Origin of the sequence: Pseudoalteromonas sp. M8 (genome assembly GCF_018141365.1) — a bacterium.
Classification (GTDB): Bacteria; Pseudomonadota; Gammaproteobacteria; order Enterobacterales; family Alteromonadaceae; genus Pseudoalteromonas.
In genome coordinates, this window is record NZ_CP047240.1 from 2,098,102 (window position 1) to 2,118,364 (window position 20,263).

Sequence of the window (20,263 nt, forward strand, 5' to 3'; positions counted from 1 at the left end):
TATGCTCGCATACAGCTTTTTTTTTGCGCCTTTGGTCTAAGTGGGGTTTTCATCAGAAGCCTTGGGATCTATACTATGTGCGCAATTTGGGATAGCTGACTATTTGCATAAATATTCAGCTTTTTTAGTATAAAAAATTGGATAAAGCATCATGAATTTGCATGAGTATCAGGCAAAACAACTTTTTGCCGAATATGGTTTACCTGTATCAGAAGGCTTTGCTTGTGATACACCTCAAGAAGCAGTTGAAGCTGCTGGTAAAATCGGTGGAGACAAGTGGGTTGTTAAGTGTCAAGTACACGCTGGCGGCCGTGGTAAAGCTGGCGGTGTTAAACTTGCAGACAGCAAAGACGAAATCCGCGCATTCGCTGAAAACTGGTTAGGTAAAAACCTAGTTACTTACCAAACAGACGAGAAAGGTCAGCCTGTTGCTAAAATCTTAGTAGAAAGCTGCACTGATATTGCAAATGAACTATACCTAGGTGCTGTTGTTGACCGTGGTTCACGTAAAATCGTGTTCATGGCATCAACTGAAGGTGGTGTAGAAATTGAACAAGTTGCAGAAGAAACGCCTGAACTAATTCATAAAGCTGAGATCGACCCATTAGTAGGTCCTCAAGCTTACCAAGGTCGTGAGCTAGCGTTCAAACTAGGTTTGAACCCAACTCAAGTTAAGCAATTCACTAAGATCTTCATGGGTCTAGCGCAAATGTTTATCAACCACGACTTTGCTCTACTAGAAATCAACCCTCTAGTGATCACAGACGCTGGTAATCTACACTGCCTAGACGGCAAAATCGGTGTAGACGGCAACGCATTGTTCCGCCAGCCTAAGATCCGCGAATTCCACGATCCTTCACAAGAAGACGCACGTGAAGCACACGCAGCAAGCTTTGAGCTTAACTACGTAGCACTAGACGGTAACGTTGGTTGTATGGTTAACGGTGCAGGCCTTGCGATGGGTACTATGGACATCGTAAACCTACACGGCGGCAAGCCAGCTAACTTCCTAGACGTTGGTGGCGGCGCGACTAAAGAGCGTGTATCTGAAGCATTCAAGATCATCCTTTCTGACGACAATGTTAAAGCAGTACTAGTTAACATTTTCGGTGGTATTGTACGTTGTGACATGATCGCTGAAGGTATTATTGGTGCGGTTAAAGAAGTTGGCGTAAACGTGCCAGTAGTTGTACGTCTTGAAGGTACTAACGCTGAAGCTGGTCGTGAAGTACTAGCTAACTCTGGCCTTGACATCATTGCAGCTGAGTCACTAACTGACGCTGCTGAGAAAGTAGTTGCTGCTGCGGAGGGCAAATAATGTCTGTACTAATTAACAAAGATACTAAAGTAATCTGTCAAGGTTTCACTGGTGGTCAGGGTACTTTCCACTCTGAGCAAGCTATCCAGTACGGTACGCAAATGGTTGGTGGTGTTTCTCCTGGTAAAGGCGGCACAACTCACCTAGGTCTACCTGTATTTAACACAGTACGTGAAGCGGTAGAGTCAACTGGTGCAACTGCATCTGTTATCTACGTACCAGCTGCATTCTGTAAAGACGCTATCCTTGAAGCGATCAGCGCAGGTATCGAACTAATCGTATGTATCACTGAAGGCATCCCTACAATAGATATGGTTGATGTTAAAGTGAAGCTAGAAGAAACTGGCGTTCGCATGATTGGTCCTAACTGCCCAGGTGTTATCACTCCAGGTGAAACTAAGATCGGTATCATGCCAGGTCACATCCACTTGCCTGGTAAAGTAGGTATCGTGTCACGTTCTGGTACTTTGACTTATGAAGCAGTTAAGCAAACAACTGACGCTGGCTTCGGTCAATCTACTTGTGTTGGTATCGGTGGTGACCCAATCCCAGGCACTAACTTCATCGACGTACTAGAGATGTTCCAAAACGATCCGCAAACTGAAGCTATCGTAATGATCGGTGAGATCGGCGGTACAGCTGAAGAAGAAGCGGCTGAGTACATCAAGCATAACGTAACTAAGCCTGTTGTTTCTTACATCGCAGGTGTTACAGCTCCTCCAGGTAAGCGTATGGGTCACGCTGGTGCAATTATCGCAGGTGGTAAAGGTACAGCTGACGAGAAATTCGCAGCGCTTGAAGCTGCGGGTGTTAAAACAGTTCGCTCTCTTGCAGAAATCGGTTCTGCACTAAAAGAGAAAGCGGGTTGGTAAGTTAATACCACACGTTAAAAAGGCTCCTCAAGGAGCCTTTTTTGATCTCGCTATACCAATTGCATGAGGGGATTATGCCTTTTCATAAACTCGGTCAGCTTTGTGAAGCCACAAAAAATGAATTATTAACACTTACTCAGCAAAACCCAACGTTCGACACTAAGCGCTGCAGCCGCAATGAAATATTATTGCAACAAGGGCAAGTGCAACGTCATGGCTTTTTTATCCGCTCTGGTAAGCTTGTATCATCGGTTGTAAATGAAACAGGGGAGCTAAGACATAAGGAGTTCTATTTTGCTGGTGAACTTTGTATTTTATTTGCTGAATGGATCCAAAAATCTCCTAGCTTCTATCAAATCTCTGCGCTGGATGATGTGGAGTTGGTACTCGTTCCGCTAGCCGAATTAGAACAAGATAATCTTCGCGCACTTAAATTAAAATTATTAGAACAGCAGTTGCTATTTAAAGAAGCAAAAGAAGCTTTTCTACTACTAAATACGCTGGAGCAAAGATATTGTTTTTTGCGTGACAAACGTCCGCATTGGGTTAATGGTTTAGCAAATTATGATCTGGCTAATTATTTGAGCGTAACGCCTCAAGGGCTATCACGGTTAAAGTCGCGAGTGAACAAAGCGCAAGCGACAACAACTAAGCGTTAGCTCAAAGACTATATTCACGCTCTACCTTGGCGATACGAGTTGTATAGCTTTGATACCATTTTTTATTGCCGTTTTTTTGCGCCTCAATATGCTCAGCATTGGCTTTCCATGCTTTGATTGACTCAAGGTCTCGCCAATAAGAAACGGTGATCCCAACCTCCTCACGCGCAGATTCTAATCCTAAAAAACCGGGTTGAAGCTGTGCAAGCTCGACCATTCTCGACGCGGTTTGGGCGTAGCCCTCGTCGTCTTCATTTTTTATATTGGTAAAAATTACGGCGTAATAGGGTGGTGGTGGAGTAGTTGCAATCATAAGTTGTAGCGCAGTAAATTGTAGATGCTATGTTTATACCAATTAAGCTGTGCTCTAATCAATCACGATAAATGATGAGTTCCTCATCAGAGCAACTCATCATTTATTTCTAATATCACTTAACCCCAAAAGGATTGTCTATGCTGTGCGCAGGCTCAGTAAACCAACGTGGACCATCGTCGGTCATATAGAAATGGTCTTCCAAGCGAATGCCAAATTCATCAGGAATAACCAGCATCGGTTCATTTGAAAAACACATTCCAGCTGCAAGCGGTTCTGGGTTGTCTTTGACTAAATAAGGCCATTCGTGGATATCTAAGCCGATACCGTGCCCAGTGCGATGTGGGCAACCTGGTAGTTGATAATCAGGACCGAGCCCATTGCTGGCAATATACTCTCTCGCGGCTTTATCAACAGCGCCACAGGGCGCACCAATTTTGGCTACATTAAATGCTGCAATTTGCGCTTGCTTCTCGATTTGCCAAACGGACTTTTGCTTTTCACTGGGGTCGCCAAAAACATAAGTACGGGTGATATCGCTGAGATAGCCGTGTAACTTACAACCAGTGTCGACGAGAACCACATCGCCTTTTTTCAGCGTTTGTGGATTTTTTACACCATGTGGGAATGACGACGCCACACCAAATAGCACAATACAAAAATAATTGCCCGGTGCCCCCACTTTTTTGTGCGCTTCATTAATAAAGGCTTCAACTTCGGTTGTGGTGATCCCTTCATACAGCATAGATGCCGTTGCTTTATGTACGGCAAGTGTCATGTCCATTGCACGTTGAATAAGGGCAATTTCATTGGCCGATTTATGCATTCTACAATGCGCGGTTACTGCCTTTGCATTGATAAGCGAAAGCTCAGGTGCCGCGAGTCTGATCCCATCAGCAACAAAAAACGCAGTGCTTTCGTCAATGGCGAGTGTGCCTGTGCTATCAATATTGAGTGTGTTAAGTACGTTTGCAACGAGCTCGTAAGGAGATTCTTCTTCTTGCCAAGCATGAATAGGGCCTTCAATCAGCCAATAATCCTTAATAGAGCCAATTTCAAAAAACGGGACGATAAACTGAACTTGTCCATTGGCGGGTAAAATAGCACCGACCAAACGCTCACTGGCGTACCATTGCAAACCAGTAAAGTATTTTAAATTTGTACCAGCATTTAAATAGAGTGCATCAATGTTGTTTTGCTGCATATATTGTTGAGCTTTTTCTATTCTTGCTAAATACTCGCTTTCGGCAATTGGCGCTACACCTTTGGTCATATTTTCTAAGTTATCTAGCGCTTGCTGCGCGCTCTGGTATGCAATACCTTTCATTTATTGTGATCCTTAGCTAATTAAATCGAGCAATACTAAAGGGAGTAAGATCGATGTCGTTGGGCTTATTGTCAATAAGATCTGCGATACATTCACTTGAAATTGCGGCTTGGGTCAGTCCTAAGTGCTGATGACCCAGTGCAAAATATAGGTTGTGATGATTTGGCGCTTGTCCGATGACAGGTAAATAATCTGGGAGTGAGGGGCGGCAGCCAACCCAAAGCGCCTCACTGTGTTGTGGCAGAGTTTGCCTTAATAGAATGCTTGCGTGATGTAATAATGCACGAGCACGGCTGTAGTTGGGTTTACTATCCAGTGTGGCAAATTCTACCGTGCCGGCCAGTCGTAAACCTTGTGACATGGGCGTCATGATAAACCCTCGCTCATTTGATGCAACAGGTCGTGTAAGCGTATTCTTCACTGCCAACATGTTGTGATAACCACGCTCGGCAATCATGGGCAGTGAGTAACCTAAAGACGCACAGAGTGTTTTACTTGCCGCTCCTGTTGCTACAACTACTTTGTTAAAGGTCATCTTGTGGCTTTTGGAGTGAAGTGTATAGCCATGCTCTGTGTGGATAATATTGTCGATTGAGGCTTGTTTGAATGCTCCCCCTAGCTGCATAAACTGCTCATATAAAGTCAAACAAAGGGCGTAGGGATCTGTGCTATGCGCGACTTTATCAAAATACAGTGCTGAGGTAATGGTACTTGATAGGCTCGACTCCATTTCTCGGGCTTGATCACCTGTAAGTAAGCTCACTGAGATGTCTTGTTCGGTGTATTTGTTATAACTTTTACGGGCAGAGCTTTCGTCACCTTCAAATACCAGTAAACTGCCGTTGCTAGATATAAGTGTATGATACTTATCACCAAGTAAACGCTGATATGCGGGTAGTGCGCGTTCATTTAAACTTCTAAGTGCGATTGTACCTTTGTGGAAACAGCTACTTTTCATTTGCTTTAAGAATCGTACAAACCAAGGAATATTTTTGAGCAAAGAGGTGGTCTCAATTCGCAAAGGCCCCACCGGATTGACTAACATGCCAGGCACTTTTGTTAGTAAAGCTGCATCTGCCATAGGGAATACCTGCTCTGTGGCAAAATGCCCCGCATTACCCTTAGAGCATCCCTCTGCGGGCTGATTTTTATCGAGCAAGGTAACAGCGTGGCCTCGTCGAGCTAATTGCAGCGCGGTGGTGATCCCAATGATCCCTGCGCCTATCACTGCAATTTTATTATTACTTTCCACAATTTACCTCACCATCCTAAATTGTATTTCCACATAGACATCAATCAGGCCTCGTTTAAATACCAAAAAGAAAAAATTTACCACTTATAAATCATAATATTACAGACATTTAGGCTAGTCATTTTAGTTGATGGCTAAAAAATCTGCTTTTTGAATATTGATTATTGTATACAATATACCTATGATGGCAAGCACAATAACTAAACAACCAAATGAAAGGCGAGAACCATGAACGTAAATTGGCAGGGTGTATATCCAGCAGTAACCACTCAATTCCATGATGATGAAAGCATCAACTTTGATACTACCAAAGAGATGATAGATAACCTGATTAACGAAGGGGTTCATGGCATCATAGTATTAGGCACCGTCGGTGAAAACTGCTCACTCACGGCTGACGAGAAACGCCAAGTTTTAAAAGCGGCAACAGAAGTGGTAGGTGATAGAGTGCCACTACTTAGCGGTGTGGCTGAGACCACAACTGCACTGGCTGTCGAGTTTGCCAAAGATGCAGAAGCGCTCGGCATAGATGGACTGATGGTATTGCCGGGGATGGTTTATCGCTCAACCGAGTGCGAAGCGATTCATCATTACCAACAGGTAGCGCGAAGCACGGCATTACCTATTATGATTTACAACAATCCGGTGACCTACGGTGTCGATGTGTCTATTGAAGGTATGAAAACCTTAGCTGAGGAGTCCAATATTGTTTCAGTAAAAGAAGCAACGGAAGATACCCGCCGTATTAGCGAGCTGTTTAGCGCATTTGGCGACCGCTACGTGGTATTTGGTGGTGTTGATGATATCGCACTGGAAAGCCTGATGCTTGGCGCGACGGGTTGGATCTCGGGATTGACCAATGTATTCCCACGCGAGTCAGTGGCTATTTATAAACTTGCTGAACAAGGTCGCTATGAGGAAGCGCGCGCGCTGTGGCGTTGGTTTTTACCTTTGCTACGCTTAGATACTATTCCGACACTAGTGCAGTGCATCAAATATGCAGAACATTTGGCTGGACGCGGTAGTGAGGTAACTCGTTCTCCAAGATTGCCACTCACCCAAGAGCAAAAGGCTTACGTGAGTCGTTTGTACGATGAAGCGATGGCAAATCGAATTGACTTAAGCCAATATAACTTGGACTAAGCGTATGATTTTAGGCACCTACTATTGTATAGATGGCCACACCTGTGGCAATCCCGTGCGCTTGGTCACGAGTGGTCATCCACCGCTTTTGGGCGAGAGCATGAGTGAAAAGCGCCAACATTTTTTACGCGACTACGATTGGATAAGGCGCGCACTGATGTTTGAGCCCAGGGGCCATGACATGATGTCGGGTGCCTTTTTATATCCACCGACCACTGCTGATGGGGATGTGGCAATCCTATTTATCGAAACATCTGGGTGCTTGCCGATGTGTGGGCACGGCACTATCGGGACAGTCACTTTTGGCCTTGAAAGCGGCCTTATAACTCCAAAGGAACATGGTGTACTCAAGCTTGACACCCCTGCGGGGCGCGTGAATGCCTATTATGAGATGAAGGCAGATAAAGTGACTTGGGTAAAGCTCTACAATGTGCCGGCATTTTTGGCGTACCAAGCGGTGCCTGTCCATGTTGATGGGCTAGGGGAGCTCATCGTTGATATTGCCTACGGCGGTAACTTTTACATTATTGTTGAGCCTCAAAGTCTATTTGCTGGTGTGGATCAAAGCTGCGCTGCTAAATTATTGGCATGGAGCCCCAAAGTGCGCGCGGCAGTTAACGCGCAAATAAATCCAATTCATCCCGAAGATTCTTCTGTATGTGGCGCCTCCCATGTGTTATGGACAGGCAAGCCACAACATCCAGATAGTCATGCTGCAAACGCGGTATTTTATGGCGATAAAGCGATTGATAGATCGCCTTGTGGCACCGGCACAAGTGCACGCATGGCACAGCTGTTTGCAAAAGGACTGCTAAAAGATGGCGACACTTTTGTTCACGAGAGCATCATAGGCAGCCAATTTATCGGTAAGGTCGAAGGCACAACTGAAGTCGCGGGAAAAGCCGCAATTCTGCCAAGTATTCAAGGTTGGGCACGTCAAACGGGGAGTAATTGTATCACTGTAGATGACGAAGATCCGTATGCATTTGGTTTTCAGGTGCTCTAGGGCCTGTTGACCTTTGCTGCAAAAACAAACTTGAAAGATCAACAGGCCCTAGCCATTAAGATTGAAAGAAAACAGGAGCTAACAATGAATTTATCAGGAAAGAGCTACATTAACGGTGCGTGGCAAGCCGCACAAACGGCAACAACGTTTTACGCGTTTTGCCCAGCAACCAATGAGCCGCTGACGCAAGCATTTTTTAACGCTAGTGAAGTACAAGTAGAGGAAGCTGTTAATGCGGCAGAGCAGGCTTTTAAGGCTTATCGTAAAACGTCGATGACTGCTCGAGCAGAGTTTTTAGAAACTATAGCCCAAGAAATTCTTGCCTTAGGTGATGGGCTAATAACCACAACAATGGCAGAAACTAACCTGCCAAGGGCAAGACTCGAGGGCGAGCGTGGCCGCACGGTAAACCAATTAAACGCATTTGCTGCAGCGCTGAGAGATAACCTAGCTGAGCTTTGCCTTGCTAAGGAAGAGCAAGCGGACCCAAATCGCACGCCGCTGCCTAAGCCAAAAACACAGCTTAAGCATATTCCTATTGGCGTTGTTGCGGTGTTTGGTGCATCAAACTTCCCTTACGCTTTCTCAACGCTTGGAGGCGATACCGCAGCTGCGTTAGCCGCTGGTTGCCCCGTGGTGTATAAAGGTCACCCAGCACATCCGGCAACGTGTGAGCTAATGACCAAGGCCATTGCTGCAGCAATAAGCAAATGTGATATGCCAAGCGGGGTGTTTTCAATGTTGCAAGCGAAAGCGTACGATGTCGCGCATTGGCTGGTTAAAGCTGAGCCTATCAAAGCGGTTGGATTTACGGGCTCTTTTGGCGTCGCAAGAGCATTGCAGGGCACTATAGCGAAGCGCCATGAACCTATCCCGCTTTACGGTGAGCTTGGCAGCGTAAACCCGCAAATTGTCTTACCTGAAAAAATACAGTCGCAAGGCGCAGAGCTTGGTACACAATTTGTCCAGTCTTTACTTATGGGCAATGGTCAATTTTGTACTAGCCCCGGTATTTGGTTGGTGCCAAGCAATCATTCACAAACATTTATCGAGACAGCTAAGCAAAACATTAGCGCAGCACCTTCCGATACCCTATTAACCCCTGGCATTTTAAAAGCTTATCAAAACAGCACTGCTGCGCTAAAAGCACACCCTCAAGTAACGTTGTTGAGCGCTGGTGAGCAAGCACAGCCGTTTCACGCCAACGCGCACTTGTTTTCAACGGATAGCAAAAGTTTTGTATCTGACGAGAGGCTTAAAGAAGAAGTCTTTGGGCCAAGTGCTTTAGTGGTGAGCTATGACGACTTAGCGCAGCTTGAGGACTTAATCGCAGACTTAGATGGGCAGCTCACCGCCAGTATTCATGGCACTGATTCTGACTTACATCAAGCCGAAGACATCATAGAGGCGTTACAATACCGCGTAGGTCGATTGATTTATGGGCAAATGCCAACGGGCGTTGAAGTGTGTGCCACCATGAACCATGGCGGGCCGTTCCCGTCATCAACTGATGTACGTTCAACGTCGGTAGGGTTAGAAGCGCTAAAACGATTCGTAAGACCAATTTGTATACAAAGTTAAGCAAACCAAGCCCATAGCATTGCTATGGGCTTTTCTAATGTATTGAACTTAAGGTGGTTTTAGTGCTTATGGCGAGGTTGCATCGTAGGTAGATACTTAGGAGGTTTTCGCTTGAGCAGATATGTGTAGAGTGATAAGTTACCGCTTTTCATAACAATAATCGGAAAAGTGATAGCATTCATGGTTTATAAAAACACAGATAAAAAGCCTAATTCACTAATTAACTCAAACAAGCACAAGTTCAAACTAGCGCTGGCTTTAGGAGTCATAGCGCTAGTCGGTACGGTTATATTTTTTGCCCTGACCAGTAATTTTATGGCGGTTGACAATTGTTTAGATGCTGGGGGAAGCTTCGATTACGCACTAGAGACTTGTGTTCATTCATAAAGTCACCGTTATATGTGTCGCTCCTCATACAATGTTAACCGGTGCGATTTAATAACGAGGAACAAATATGTCTCTTCATCTACGAGTAAACTATAAAACGAAACTCAGTACAATAAACATAAATCTAGGTTTGCTCAGCTGTTGGTAACTCAACACTTGACTCTGTAATTAATTAAGACAAACATGCAATTTGAACTCAGATGCGTTTATAATGAGTTCATAAAACAATAATTACTAAATACTATGGCGATTGTACATAAAACTCGAACTCAATTAGTTGCTGAAGCAATTCGTGAAAAAATCCTCACAGGCGAAATCAAAGCGGGCGAGCCGCTGAGGCAAGCCGCGCTGGCAGATGAGTTAAATGTAAGTCGTATTCCCGTTAGAGAAGCACTGCTGCAACTAGAAGCCGAAGGCTTAGTTAACTTTGAAGCGCACAAAGGCGCGACGGTCACACGTTTAAGCGCTGAGCAAATCGACGAAATTTTTGACCTACGCGCATTGTTGGAAGCCGAGCTTTTATGCCATTCAATCGATAAGTTAACGGCGCGCGACTTGCTAGAAGCTGAAGCCATCTTAGCCGAGCTTGAAGAAGCAATGGCTGCTGGCGATACACAACTGGCAACTGGCAAGCTTAACGCCGAATTTCACAGCAAACTCTACAGCAAAGCACAGCGCCCACAGACTCGTGAGCTGGTGGATGTGTACAGTAAAAATTCCGAGCGTTATGTGCGCATGCATATCCTACTTGCAGGTGGCATTAAAACCGCACCAGATGAACACCGCCAGCTATTGGAATTGTGCCGCGATAAAAATACCAAAGGGGCATGTGACTTTTTGAAAAAACATATTACTGGCGCAAAAGATGATATCAAAGCATTGCTGCTTAAGCTTGAAAGCGAGCAGTAGGTAACATAATCACTTCCTGATGATTTCAGATATTGATGTAAATCGATTGCAAATTTTGAATCTGAGACGGTATTTTTACAAAAATATTTTCAGAGAAAAATCTTCTTCCAATAATACTTAGAAAGGACTTTTATATGTTAAAGAAAACTCTACTTACGAGCTGTATCCTTGCTGGTACTTCTGCTAATGCATTTAATCTGGCTGAGTATACCGTAACAGATCAACATATTGTGATTGCTAAAACTCAACAGCAGGTGCTAGTTACTGGTGTTGCAAGTTTAAATGATGCTGAGCCTGGTAACGTGATGGTCTCAGATAATGGAAATGGCTCTGTGTCGGTACGATTTGCAGAGTGGGATTATTTGGATGGGGGCCATCAAGGGGAGACTATATCTACGTTCACGCTAGAGAAAGGCCGTTACGAAATGGCGGATGGCTCAATATGGGAAGTTGGCAGTATTGTACTGGGGACTTCTGAAAAAGAGTTCCGTTTCACGCAGCAATTGCCACAGGTGCCTTATCTATTTTTGAGTGGTCAAAGTGATACTAATCAGTCTTCTTATGTTGCTCGTGCGAGTAATGTTAATCAGCTAGGTTTCAGTGCATACGTACAGTACCAAGAGCAACCAGTTGCAGGTCGTGCTACTACACAACAGACAGTCGCATATTTGGCTATCTATGCACCAAGTAAGGAAGGGACGCTTGATTCAGGTCAGGCATATTATGTAGATCAAGTTGTTATGGACCACACTGGTACGACATTTAAACAACACGAGCTTACCCTATCCGAAGAGCAATCAAAAGACACCGAGCTAACACACATTGAGGAAGTCATCAACGTACTAACGATAGACGGTCACTTGTTTGCCCAAGACGTGACTTCATATGGCTCAGATACTGTAAATATTCGAGCAAATAAAGAAGCTATTACTTTACCAAGCCCTTACTATACAAGTTGTAATGAGTTACTACAAAATGAACCACAGTCTCCATCAGGGTTCTATATCCTTGATCAAGACGGCAACGATATCATGCCAGAGTTCACAACTTATTGTAATATGGATGAACAGGGGGAGGCTGGACACTGGTTGGCTTGCGTCGAGTGGTTGGTTATAACTATGCTAACAGTAACACGACGCTGGATGGTTGGTTTGAAGCAACACAAAATATCACGAATTTTGATGCAAACTACCATCTGACGGATGCACAGTGGGTTAACTACAAAAGCAACATGCGAGAAATGTATATGGTGATGCCTGCTATTAATAATTACGCCATTGCAGATATCAGCGTGTTAAATACGGCAAACTGTATACCACTTCAAGATACACTTGGAGAGAATAAAAATCGCACAGGCGAAGCGAGATTTCGTTTGTTTTGGCACGAATCGTCAGGTTGCTCTGGTAGTGGCCGCGATTACGGCATGCTGAATTATGCTAATATCTACAACTTTAATGGTAGCATGTATAAATCAAGCAATGTCAATGGTTATGCTGCAAGTCAGGTAACCTATATCTATGTAAGGTAAAGCTGATTAGGCTTAGCAGCGCCTTTTAGGTGCTGCTATTAAATCAATGAAGCTGAACTATTAATATCAAAAAATAAATTGGTTTTGTCCTTCGATGCTACCGTTGCTTATGCTAAAACGATATCGTTGAATATTGCCAACACAGCCTAAGCTTATTCCTCAAAATATACCAAACATAATCATATCTAATGCCCCAACCTTGATCTATATCATCCTCGCAAGACTAAAGTCTCATCAAAACTTGGCAGTTTTTTATCTATCTTTACTAAGTTCCAGCGAAACTGAGTAACTTATTATGACAACAACAACCTATCAACAGGCGTACCACACATTTACCCAAGACCCAGAGGCGTTTTGGCTTAAAGAAGCGACACGGCTTGATTGGCACACGCCACCAAAAATCGGACATAGCCAAGACCAAGAGGGGTTGAGTCATTGGTTTAGCGATGGCTTGATGAATACCAGTTATGTGGCACTCGACCATCATGTACACCAAGGGAGAGGGGAGCAAACAGCATTAATTTATGACTCGCCGGTGACGAATACCAAACGCAAAATTAGCTATCGCGAGTTGCTCTCTCAAGTGAGCTATTTTGCGGCAGGCTTAAATCAGCTTGATGTGAGCGTAGGGGATAGGGTCGTAATTTATATGCCCATGGTGCCTGAGGCGGTCGTTGCTATGCTTGCTTGCGCGCGCGTGGGTGCTATTCATTCAGTGGTGTTTGGCGGTTTTGCGCCCCATGAGCTTGCGGTGAGAATAGATGATGCTAAACCAAAGCTAGTGATCTGTGCTTCTTGCGGAATTGAAATAGGCCGCACTATTGAATACAAGCCTATGCTGGATGAGGCTTTGTCGCTGGCAAAGCATCAAGTTGAACATTGCGTTGTGTTACAGCGTGAAGCATACCAAGCGCAGATGTCATCGCCAAGAGACTTAGACTGGGCGGTGGTGGCAAACACGCCAGAATCCTTTGATGCCGTGCCGTTACCAAGTACGCATCCGCTTTATATTTTGTATACCTCTGGCACCACAGGTACACCCAAAGGAGTAGTGCGAGAGCAGGGCGGTCATGCTGTGGCATTAAACTACAGTATGAAAACCGTTTACGGCATGGCGCCCGGCGAAGTATTTTGGGCAGCATCTGACATTGGTTGGGTTGTGGGACATTCTTATATTGTTTATGGCCCACTGATTTATGGTTGCACTAGCGTATTATACGAAGGTAAACCGATTAAAACCCCAGATGCAGGGGCGTTTTGGCGAGTGGTAGAAGAATACCAAGTGGCTGCACTTTTTAGTGCACCTACGGCATTTCGTGCCATTAAAAAAGAAGATCCGAGCGCTGCGCTCTTGGCTAACTACAACACAAGCAGTCTAAAAGCGCTATTTTTAGCTGGTGAACGACTTGACCCTGCTACCTACGATTGGCTACAGTCCACCACAAAGCTGCCGGTAATTGACCACTGGTGGCAAACCGAAACGGGTTGGGCAATTGCATCTAACCCAGTTGGAATTGAATTGATGCCAACAAAGGCGGGCAGTGCCACTGTTCCCACACCGGGCTATCAAGTCGAGATCCTTGATGTGGACGGCAGTCCTTGCGAGGCCAATCAACAAGGTGTCGTTGCGGTGAAATTACCACTCCCTCCCGGTTGTTTAACCACTATTTGGAATAACACGGCGCGCTTTAAAGGCAGTTACTTATCACAATACCCCGGCTATTACCTCTCTGGCGATGGCGGGTATTTTGATGAAGACGGCTACTTGTTTATTATGGGCCGCACCGATGACGTAATAAACGTAGCCGGGCATAGACTGTCAACCGGTGAAATGGAAGAGATCGTCGCAGGCCACAATGCAATTGCAGAATGCGCCGTGTTTGCCGGTAAAGACGAGCTAAAAGGCCAAGTGCCTATTGCCATGGTGGTACTGAAAGATGGCGTAAACACCACAGAAACGGCCATTGCAGAGGAAATAAGAAGCCTGATCCGCGAAAAAATCGGTGCGATTGCCTGTCTTAAAACCATTAAAGTGGTTGAGCGTTTACCCAAAACCCGTTCAGGTAAAATACTCAGAAAGAACTTACGCCAGCTGGTGGACGGTGAAGACATCATCGTGCCATCTACCATTGACGACCCCGCCATTATTGAAGAGTTACAGCTAATGTGGAATACATGCCAACACCATAATAGATGAGAGAATTATACCAATTGGCCTTAACACTTGCTCAATTTGAAGAAGCAAACCTGACGCTAACGGTGTTAAAGCTTTCTTATTTAGAACACTAAATAACCTGAGCTTCGGATAATTAATGTCTTTCTAGCAGCCAGTTTTAGCGCTAACTGCGTTAAATTCACTTCCAATAGCCCAGCAATTGGGCCGTAAATTCGTACTGGTACCTACAAGGATGTAGGTACCAGTGCGGTAGCAGGACGCGAGATCGGAGTTATCCCCCAAAACTCTCTGGCTAGGTAAGAAGATAGTTTAAGGTGATTAAAAAAACAGTGAGTCAGTTCATTCCTTATCCAAACCTCAGGTTAAATAGGATTTTTTCCTGATTATCGACAAGATTTTTTCGCCTCAAAATAGGTAGCTTAATTAAGCGAATTGGTATTAATGCAATATAAACTCTTCATTTCTTAGAGGGGTTATTTCAACACAAGCAGAACGAATATTTTGCCAATGCAAATTATATTAGTAAGCCGCACTGCTGTTTATCGACGAAGTCAGCATTTCATATTAGCGCCAAGCGGTGCGGGCTATTACGGCATTAACTACAAACTTTGAGCGTAATGATAAAGCGCTTTTAAGATCTGCATATTGTGCTCATTACCTTCATTCTCTGCGACTAAATTTTCAAGCTCTAGCATAAAATCTTCGGCTGAAATTGAAGGGTTATCTTCATTATGCATCAACTTGTTTTGGCAGTATTTACGCCATTTATCAAGCTCTACAGGTGAGAGCGACTGCGGCCAGTTTCTTGCTCGATAGCGAAACAGCAACGTGTTAAATTTACTGTCTTCAAAATCCAGTTCAATGGTTGCCAACTCTTCAGGCGATGCATTGCGAATGATTGCAAATTTGGCTTTATCGGCCTTACTGGTGAAACCGTCGTAGAGTTGATAATCCGGGTTGCTTGGTTTATCGAATCCCTTTTCATCGCTAAAGACTTCTGCAACCTTATCCCTTAGCTCTGGACGTGCTTTAAGGTACTTTAAGTTTTCAAGGCATTGCTCGCGGTCAATTCCAAGCCTCGCTGCGTTTTCGGGCAAGAGGGTTTTAGCGGGCGCAACCAACGGGCATTTATTGATATGTACTAGTTTTAATCCAACTGGTAACTCATCATCACCCAATTCGCTGCGTTTTGTATAAAGCCGTTGTTTGAGCGCCTCAACGTCAAGGTCATTCAATACCTCTGGCGACTGTGTTAAGTCAAAGCAGATCACGGCATTGCTATTGACCGGGTGAAAACTCATCGGCGCAATCCAAGTGGTGCAACCTTGTTGTGCCGGAAACATAGAAGAAACGTGCACCAAAGGCTGCATATTGAAAACGTCGATTAGGCTCGATACCGCTTTTTTATGTCTGTGATTAAAGTAGAACTCATACAGTTTTGGCTGTTTGGTTTTAATCAGTTTAGCCAGCGCAATCGTTGCGGTAACATCACTCAATGCATCGTGCGCGGCGCCGTGCTCAATGCCATTGGCGACGGTTAAGTGTTCCAGTTTAAAACTCGGATTGCCATCTTCTCTGGTTGGCCATTCTATTCCTTCTGGGCGAAGCGCATAACAGGCTCTTACCAGATCTATGATGTCCCAACGGCTATTGCCATTTTGCCATTCACGCTCATAGGGGTCATAAAAGTTACGATAAAGGCTATAACGGGTTAGCTCATCGTCAAACCGAATACTGTTATATCCAGCAACGCAGGTTTGTGGCTTTGCAAATTCAGTGTGGATCTTTGCCATAAACTCAGCCTCGGTCAGGCCTTTTTTTAGTGCTAACTGTGGTGTGATCCCGGTGACTAAACAGGCTTGAGGATGCGGGAGATAATCAGGCGCTGGTTGACAATACTCAATCAGTGGCTCACCAATAATATTGAGGTCCAGATCCGTTCTGATCCCAGCAAATTGGCTTGGCCTGTCTTTTTGCGGCGTCGCACCCCAACTCTCGTAGTCGTGCCAGAAAATAGTTGGGATGTTCTGGGCATTATTCGGTGTATCTGATTGGTTTGTATTTGTCATAAAGTCAAAAAGTTATTCTACTGTTTTTGTTTGTTTTGGTTAATTATATTTGTCGTGATGGTATGACAACTGTGTATATCATCACGACAAATATGATTAACGATAGGCAAGCATTATCGCATAGAGGCGCGCTTAGAGTAAGGCATAACCATGGCGGATTGTCTTATTAAAACAAATCAGAGCGGTAATTGGGGAAGCTACGTCACTTATTGACAATCAAACTGCCCAATTACCTATTGTTCAATCACTAAATCGCGATTAAAAGCGCTTTCTTTGAAAGTTTCTCCACATAGCAACTGTTATAACTATTAATAGAGCTGAAACTACAATCAAGACATTAAAATTAAGTGTGTGGTTTTCGCGGGGCGTGACTAGCAAACTTGCAATAGTGCCGCCAGAGGCTATCGCAAAGTGCTGTATCGCATTTTGCAGACTGATAAAGGTACTGCGCTCTTCTGCGTGAAGTGAGGTTATAAGTTCTGTCACTAAGATCATAGAGCGGGTAGCGCTTGCAATCACAAACAGGGTAAAAAGTCCGGCTGCAAAAATAACTGAACTTATCGTAAAACCAAACAAGGCTGCCAATATCATCAAGCCACTAAGAAAGTAAATTAAGTATGAGGTTGTGTGATTGTTTAGCTTACTTCGAGCGTATAGCTGAACCGCAACAAACGAACACACACCACTAAACAAATAGCTCGCGCTTAGCATCGAGCTTGAGATGTTTAAGTTGGTAATTAGCATCACCGGAAATTGAGTTGAAATTGCAAATGTACTTAGCACCACAAAAAATGCGATGAACAGAGCGTATTTAAGGGTTTTGGTCGGGTTAAATGTGTTGCTTGGCATTGGGTTGCTATCGCTGCTTTGCGAAGCTTGCTTTATGTTTGAGAGAAATATAAATGTAAATAATAGCACTGTAATGGCTAAGCCACTTCCCAGTATCATGAACCCCAACTGCCAGCCTTGATTTGCTGTGATAAATAATAGCGCAGGGATCCCAATTGCCAAGGCGAGTGGAAAAGCACTCAACAGTATCGCGGTGTCTTTTTTCTTGTCGTTTTCATGGCTTAGCTGAATCACCAAGTTGAGATTGAGTACTACCAGTGCGCCGCCACCAATACCAGTCAATGCACGTACGAAAAGCAGGGTATAAAAACTCTCGAGTGCTGAAGTAAGCAAGGTTAACAATGTGGTTGCTGACAGAAAAATAAAGACTTTGTATTTCTCCTTTGAAAGGTTGCCTGTACCGCGCACACATAAACAAGTGAAAGCAGCGGCAATTGCATAAGCTGAAACGAGTAGTCCCGAATTTGATGGGTTGGTACCTGAGCTTAGCGCCATATCCGCGCTAAAGGGTACAATGATTAATGCATCTAACGCGACTAAAAAGTGGATGACAAAACATAACCCAAATTTTACTTTTGGGCTTGCTAAGGTGGTCATGGAAGCTGAAAACATAGACATCCTTAATTGATATAAACAAAGAAGCCTTGATTGTATTAGCCTTAATTAGGTAATAAAGTGTCTATTATTGAATTGATAAACCCATATGTTGGGCTAATAAAATGATTGATCAGATTGACCCTCAGTGGCTTAACAGTTTCCACTGTGTTTATGAATGCTTAAGCTTCAAACAAGCGGCAGAGTTTCTGGATATACCAACCTCCAACGTAAGTCGTCATATTGCACTACTTGAAGAAAAGCTTGATGCAAGATTGTTGGAACGAACAACAAGGCGGATCTCAGTGACAGAAGCGGGTGAGCAGCTTTATGTGAGTACAAAGCCGTTAATCGATTCGCTGTCGGATGCGTTGCAAGAAGTAAATAAACATGCCTCTACGCCAATGGGGCATTTGCGTATAGTGATGCCCGACATCCCCATTCTTGGTCAAGCAGTGGTAACCTTTTGCGCTGCACATCCATTAATTTCAATAAGTTGTGATACCAGCCTGAGTCCAAGAGAAAATCTCTTAGATGGCTTTGATGTCGTGCTTTACTTTCATCGTGGCAAGCTTGAGGATAGCAATTGGGTGGTTAAAGAGTTGGCTCGATTACCAAGCGTCGTAGTGGCAGCTCCCAGCTTGCTAGAAAAGCATACTTCGCCGTATAGATTAGCAGATTTACAATCTCTGCCTTGTATTTCAACCCTGACCGCCGTAAACGGTACACCTTGGATATTTACTAACAATGAAAGAAGATTAACGACGGTGAATGTTAAATCAAACTTTAGGGTAAACAGTGGGTTTATAGCTAAGTCTGCCGCGCTTTCAGGGGTTGGATTTGCTATCTTGCCACTGAACTCCTGTAAAGCAGAAATTGAGTCAGGCGCGCTGGTACCACTTAAATTAGAGCAGCAACCGGAAGACCTTGTACTTTATGCGTTCTATGCTGGCCGTAAACATCTGGCCAAAAAAATATCAGCGTTTTTGGCACATTTAGAACGCGCGCTACAATGACTATCTTTTGATTTCTACTTTAGGCCAAATCACCATTGATCGAATCTAGTAACTCAATAAGTGCTCGTGCTTTTTGCTCGTCGATGCTTGGAAATTTACAGCGGATCTGCTCAGGAATTGTGGCAGCTTGATGTTGCAGATCTTGACCCCTACTTTGTAGTTTTACCACTCGTTTGCGCTTATCTTTTTCGTCTTTAACGATTGAAAGCAGGGCTTTGTCAGTCATTTTCTTTAATATTTGTGTCATAGCACCGCCATCGATGGCGGTTTTCTCTAGTAACTCAGCAATGCTGATTTCATCTTTCTCCCAAAGTGCCATCATCACCACATATTGAGGGTAGGTTAAGTCGAGTTTTTGTAAAGATGCTCGGTAAGCACGGGCAATACCATTGGAAGCCATGTAGAGGCGGTGGCAGATTTGAGCGTCTAGTTTTAATTGTGGGTAGTTCATCACATATTCCTACAAAGTAGCTAAGCTACATTTTAATTTGCACACAAAGTATTTGCAATTCTAAAAAATTGAATCTATTATTTTGCATGCAAAATAAATGTTTAATTGATTTTACTTCATCTAGAGTAAAGCCTCGCTGCGTTAGGGTGTAGGTGAGTACTCTACAAGCACAAACTTAGGAGAACGAAATGAAAGAACTACAAAGTATTGCATATACGGCGAAAGCCACTGCCACAGGTGGCCGAGAAGGTGTGGCAAAGTCTGACGATGGTCGTCTTGATGTTGCGCTTTCGACACCAAAAGGCTTAGGTGGGGATGACGGCCAAGGGACTAATCCGGAGCAATTGTTTGCAGCAGGTTATGCGGCGTGTTTTATTGGCGCATTAAAATTGGTGGCAGGCAAAGCAAAAGTCAAGTTGCCAGAAGACACACATATTAACTCTGAAGTGTCTATAGGGCCAATTGAAGGTGGCTTCGGGATAGCGGTGAAATTGGCGGTATCAGTTGGTGACTTAGACAAAGACACGGCGCAGTCACTCGTTGAAAAAGCTCACGAAGTTTGCCCATATTCAAATGCTACTCGTGGCAACATTGCGGTTGAGCTTTCAGTTATTTAACTAACCTGAGGTTTGGATAAGGAATGAACTAACTAACTGTTTTTTAATCACCTTAAACTATCATCTTACCTAGCCAGAGAGTTTTGAGGATAACACCGCTTCCGCGTCCTGCTCTCGCTAAGGTACCTACTTCCTGTAGGCAAGGCGAATTTACGTACCAATAGCTAGCTATTGGAAGTGAATTCAACGCAGTTAG

Annotated in this window: 18 protein-coding genes; 12 read left to right on the forward strand and 6 right to left on the reverse strand. The window is 44.1% G+C overall.

Translation table 11 applies throughout. The features are described 5' to 3' along the window. Positions 1 to 151 precede the first annotated feature (151 nt). From sucC to GSF13_RS14105, 3 genes are read left to right on the forward strand one after another with little or no spacing between them, the layout of a single operon-like run. Positions 152 to 1,318, forward strand: coding sequence for an ADP-forming succinate--CoA ligase subunit beta (sucC, locus tag GSF13_RS14095; RefSeq protein WP_010371452.1), 1,167 nt, complete (start codon positions 152 to 154; stop codon positions 1,316 to 1,318). After that, positions 1,318 to 2,190, forward strand: coding sequence for a succinate--CoA ligase subunit alpha (gene sucD, locus GSF13_RS14100; RefSeq protein WP_211868841.1), 873 nt, complete (start codon positions 1,318 to 1,320; stop codon positions 2,188 to 2,190). Before sucC ends, sucD begins: the two co-directional genes overlap by 1 nt. 41 nt (positions 2,191 to 2,231) lie before the next feature. Then, entirely contained in the window at positions 2,232 to 2,849 is a 618-nt protein-coding gene (locus GSF13_RS14105) for a cyclic nucleotide-binding domain-containing protein (protein ID WP_227387163.1), read from the forward strand. A gap of 1 nt (position 2,850) precedes the next feature. Here the strand turns inward: GSF13_RS14105 and GSF13_RS14110 are convergent, their stop codons facing one another. The 3 genes from GSF13_RS14110 to GSF13_RS14120 all read right to left on the reverse strand — a co-directional run bounded on the left by GSF13_RS14110 (position 2,851) and on the right by GSF13_RS14120 (position 5,741). After that, a complete protein-coding gene (locus tag GSF13_RS14110) occupies positions 2,851 to 3,162 on the reverse strand; it encodes an antibiotic biosynthesis monooxygenase (protein WP_010604654.1) in 312 nt (103 codons plus the stop codon). Between the two features lie 115 nt (positions 3,163 to 3,277). Continuing rightward, positions 3,278 to 4,489, reverse strand: a complete 1,212-nt coding sequence (locus GSF13_RS14115; RefSeq protein ID WP_211868843.1) for a Xaa-Pro peptidase family protein — start codon at positions 4,487 to 4,489, stop codon at positions 3,278 to 3,280. Positions 4,490 to 4,505: 16 nt separating this feature from the next. Further along, positions 4,506 to 5,741 (reverse strand): FAD-dependent oxidoreductase, encoded by a 1,236-nt coding sequence (locus GSF13_RS14120; protein WP_174168942.1) that lies wholly within the window; start codon positions 5,739 to 5,741, stop codon positions 4,506 to 4,508. A 228-nt stretch (positions 5,742 to 5,969) separates the two neighbouring features. Here GSF13_RS14120 and GSF13_RS14125 point away from each other — a divergent pair, with 228 nt between their 5' ends. The 7 genes from GSF13_RS14125 (at position 5,970) to GSF13_RS14155 (ending at position 14,492) form a co-directional block, all read left to right on the forward strand. Continuing rightward, positions 5,970 to 6,884: a dihydrodipicolinate synthase family protein gene (locus GSF13_RS14125; RefSeq protein WP_211868845.1), complete on the forward strand. Its 915-nt coding sequence runs from the start codon at positions 5,970 to 5,972 to the stop codon at positions 6,882 to 6,884. 4 nt (positions 6,885 to 6,888) lie between these two features. Further along, complete coding sequence (locus GSF13_RS14130) at positions 6,889 to 7,890, forward strand: 4-hydroxyproline epimerase (RefSeq protein WP_211868853.1); 1,002 nt, start codon at positions 6,889 to 6,891, stop codon at positions 7,888 to 7,890. 84 nt (positions 7,891 to 7,974) lie between these two features. Continuing rightward, positions 7,975 to 9,471: an aldehyde dehydrogenase (NADP(+)) gene (locus GSF13_RS14135; protein WP_211868855.1), complete on the forward strand. Its 1,497-nt coding sequence runs from the start codon at positions 7,975 to 7,977 to the stop codon at positions 9,469 to 9,471. Positions 9,472 to 10,101: 630 nt separating this feature from the next. Continuing rightward, positions 10,102 to 10,767 carry a GntR family transcriptional regulator gene (locus tag GSF13_RS14140; RefSeq protein WP_010604660.1) on the forward strand — a complete coding sequence of 222 codons (666 nt, stop codon included), beginning with the start codon at positions 10,102 to 10,104 and terminating at the stop codon, positions 10,765 to 10,767. Between the two features lie 134 nt (positions 10,768 to 10,901). Then, positions 10,902 to 11,966 carry a fibrinogen-like YCDxxxxGGGW domain-containing protein gene (locus tag GSF13_RS14145; RefSeq protein WP_211868857.1) on the forward strand — a complete coding sequence of 355 codons (1,065 nt, stop codon included), beginning with the start codon at positions 10,902 to 10,904 and terminating at the stop codon, positions 11,964 to 11,966. Positions 11,967 to 11,998: 32 nt separating this feature from the next. Next, positions 11,999 to 12,295: a hypothetical protein gene (locus GSF13_RS14150; RefSeq protein WP_157757225.1), complete on the forward strand. Its 297-nt coding sequence runs from the start codon at positions 11,999 to 12,001 to the stop codon at positions 12,293 to 12,295. Positions 12,296 to 12,590: 295 nt separating this feature from the next. Beyond that, positions 12,591 to 14,492: a propionyl-CoA synthetase gene (locus GSF13_RS14155; protein WP_211868859.1), complete on the forward strand. Its 1,902-nt coding sequence runs from the start codon at positions 12,591 to 12,593 to the stop codon at positions 14,490 to 14,492. A 578-nt stretch (positions 14,493 to 15,070) separates the two neighbouring features. On the opposite strand, the gene sbcB is transcribed toward GSF13_RS14155, so the two are convergent. Next, the gene (sbcB, locus tag GSF13_RS14160; RefSeq protein ID WP_211868861.1) at positions 15,071 to 16,540 is read right to left on the reverse strand and encodes an exodeoxyribonuclease I; all 1,470 of its coding nucleotides are present in this window, start codon (positions 16,538 to 16,540) and stop codon (positions 15,071 to 15,073) included. A gap of 258 nt (positions 16,541 to 16,798) precedes the next feature. After that, entirely contained in the window at positions 16,799 to 18,001 is a 1,203-nt protein-coding gene (locus tag GSF13_RS14165; RefSeq protein ID WP_211868863.1) for an MFS transporter, read from the reverse strand. Positions 18,002 to 18,108: 107 nt separating this feature from the next. On the opposite strand from GSF13_RS14165, the gene GSF13_RS14170 reads away from it, so the two are divergent. Further along, complete coding sequence (locus tag GSF13_RS14170; protein WP_010604665.1) at positions 18,109 to 18,999, forward strand: LysR family transcriptional regulator; 891 nt, start codon at positions 18,109 to 18,111, stop codon at positions 18,997 to 18,999. Between the two features lie 19 nt (positions 19,000 to 19,018). Here the strand turns inward: GSF13_RS14170 and GSF13_RS14175 are convergent, their stop codons facing one another. Beyond that, the gene (locus tag GSF13_RS14175) at positions 19,019 to 19,450 is read right to left on the reverse strand and encodes a MarR family transcriptional regulator (protein ID WP_017217491.1); all 432 of its coding nucleotides are present in this window, start codon (positions 19,448 to 19,450) and stop codon (positions 19,019 to 19,021) included. Between the two features lie 188 nt (positions 19,451 to 19,638). On the opposite strand from GSF13_RS14175, the gene GSF13_RS14180 reads away from it, so the two are divergent. Next, a complete protein-coding gene (locus tag GSF13_RS14180; protein ID WP_010604667.1) occupies positions 19,639 to 20,067 on the forward strand; it encodes an organic hydroperoxide resistance protein in 429 nt (142 codons plus the stop codon). The last annotated feature ends 196 nt before the right edge of the window (positions 20,068 to 20,263 follow it).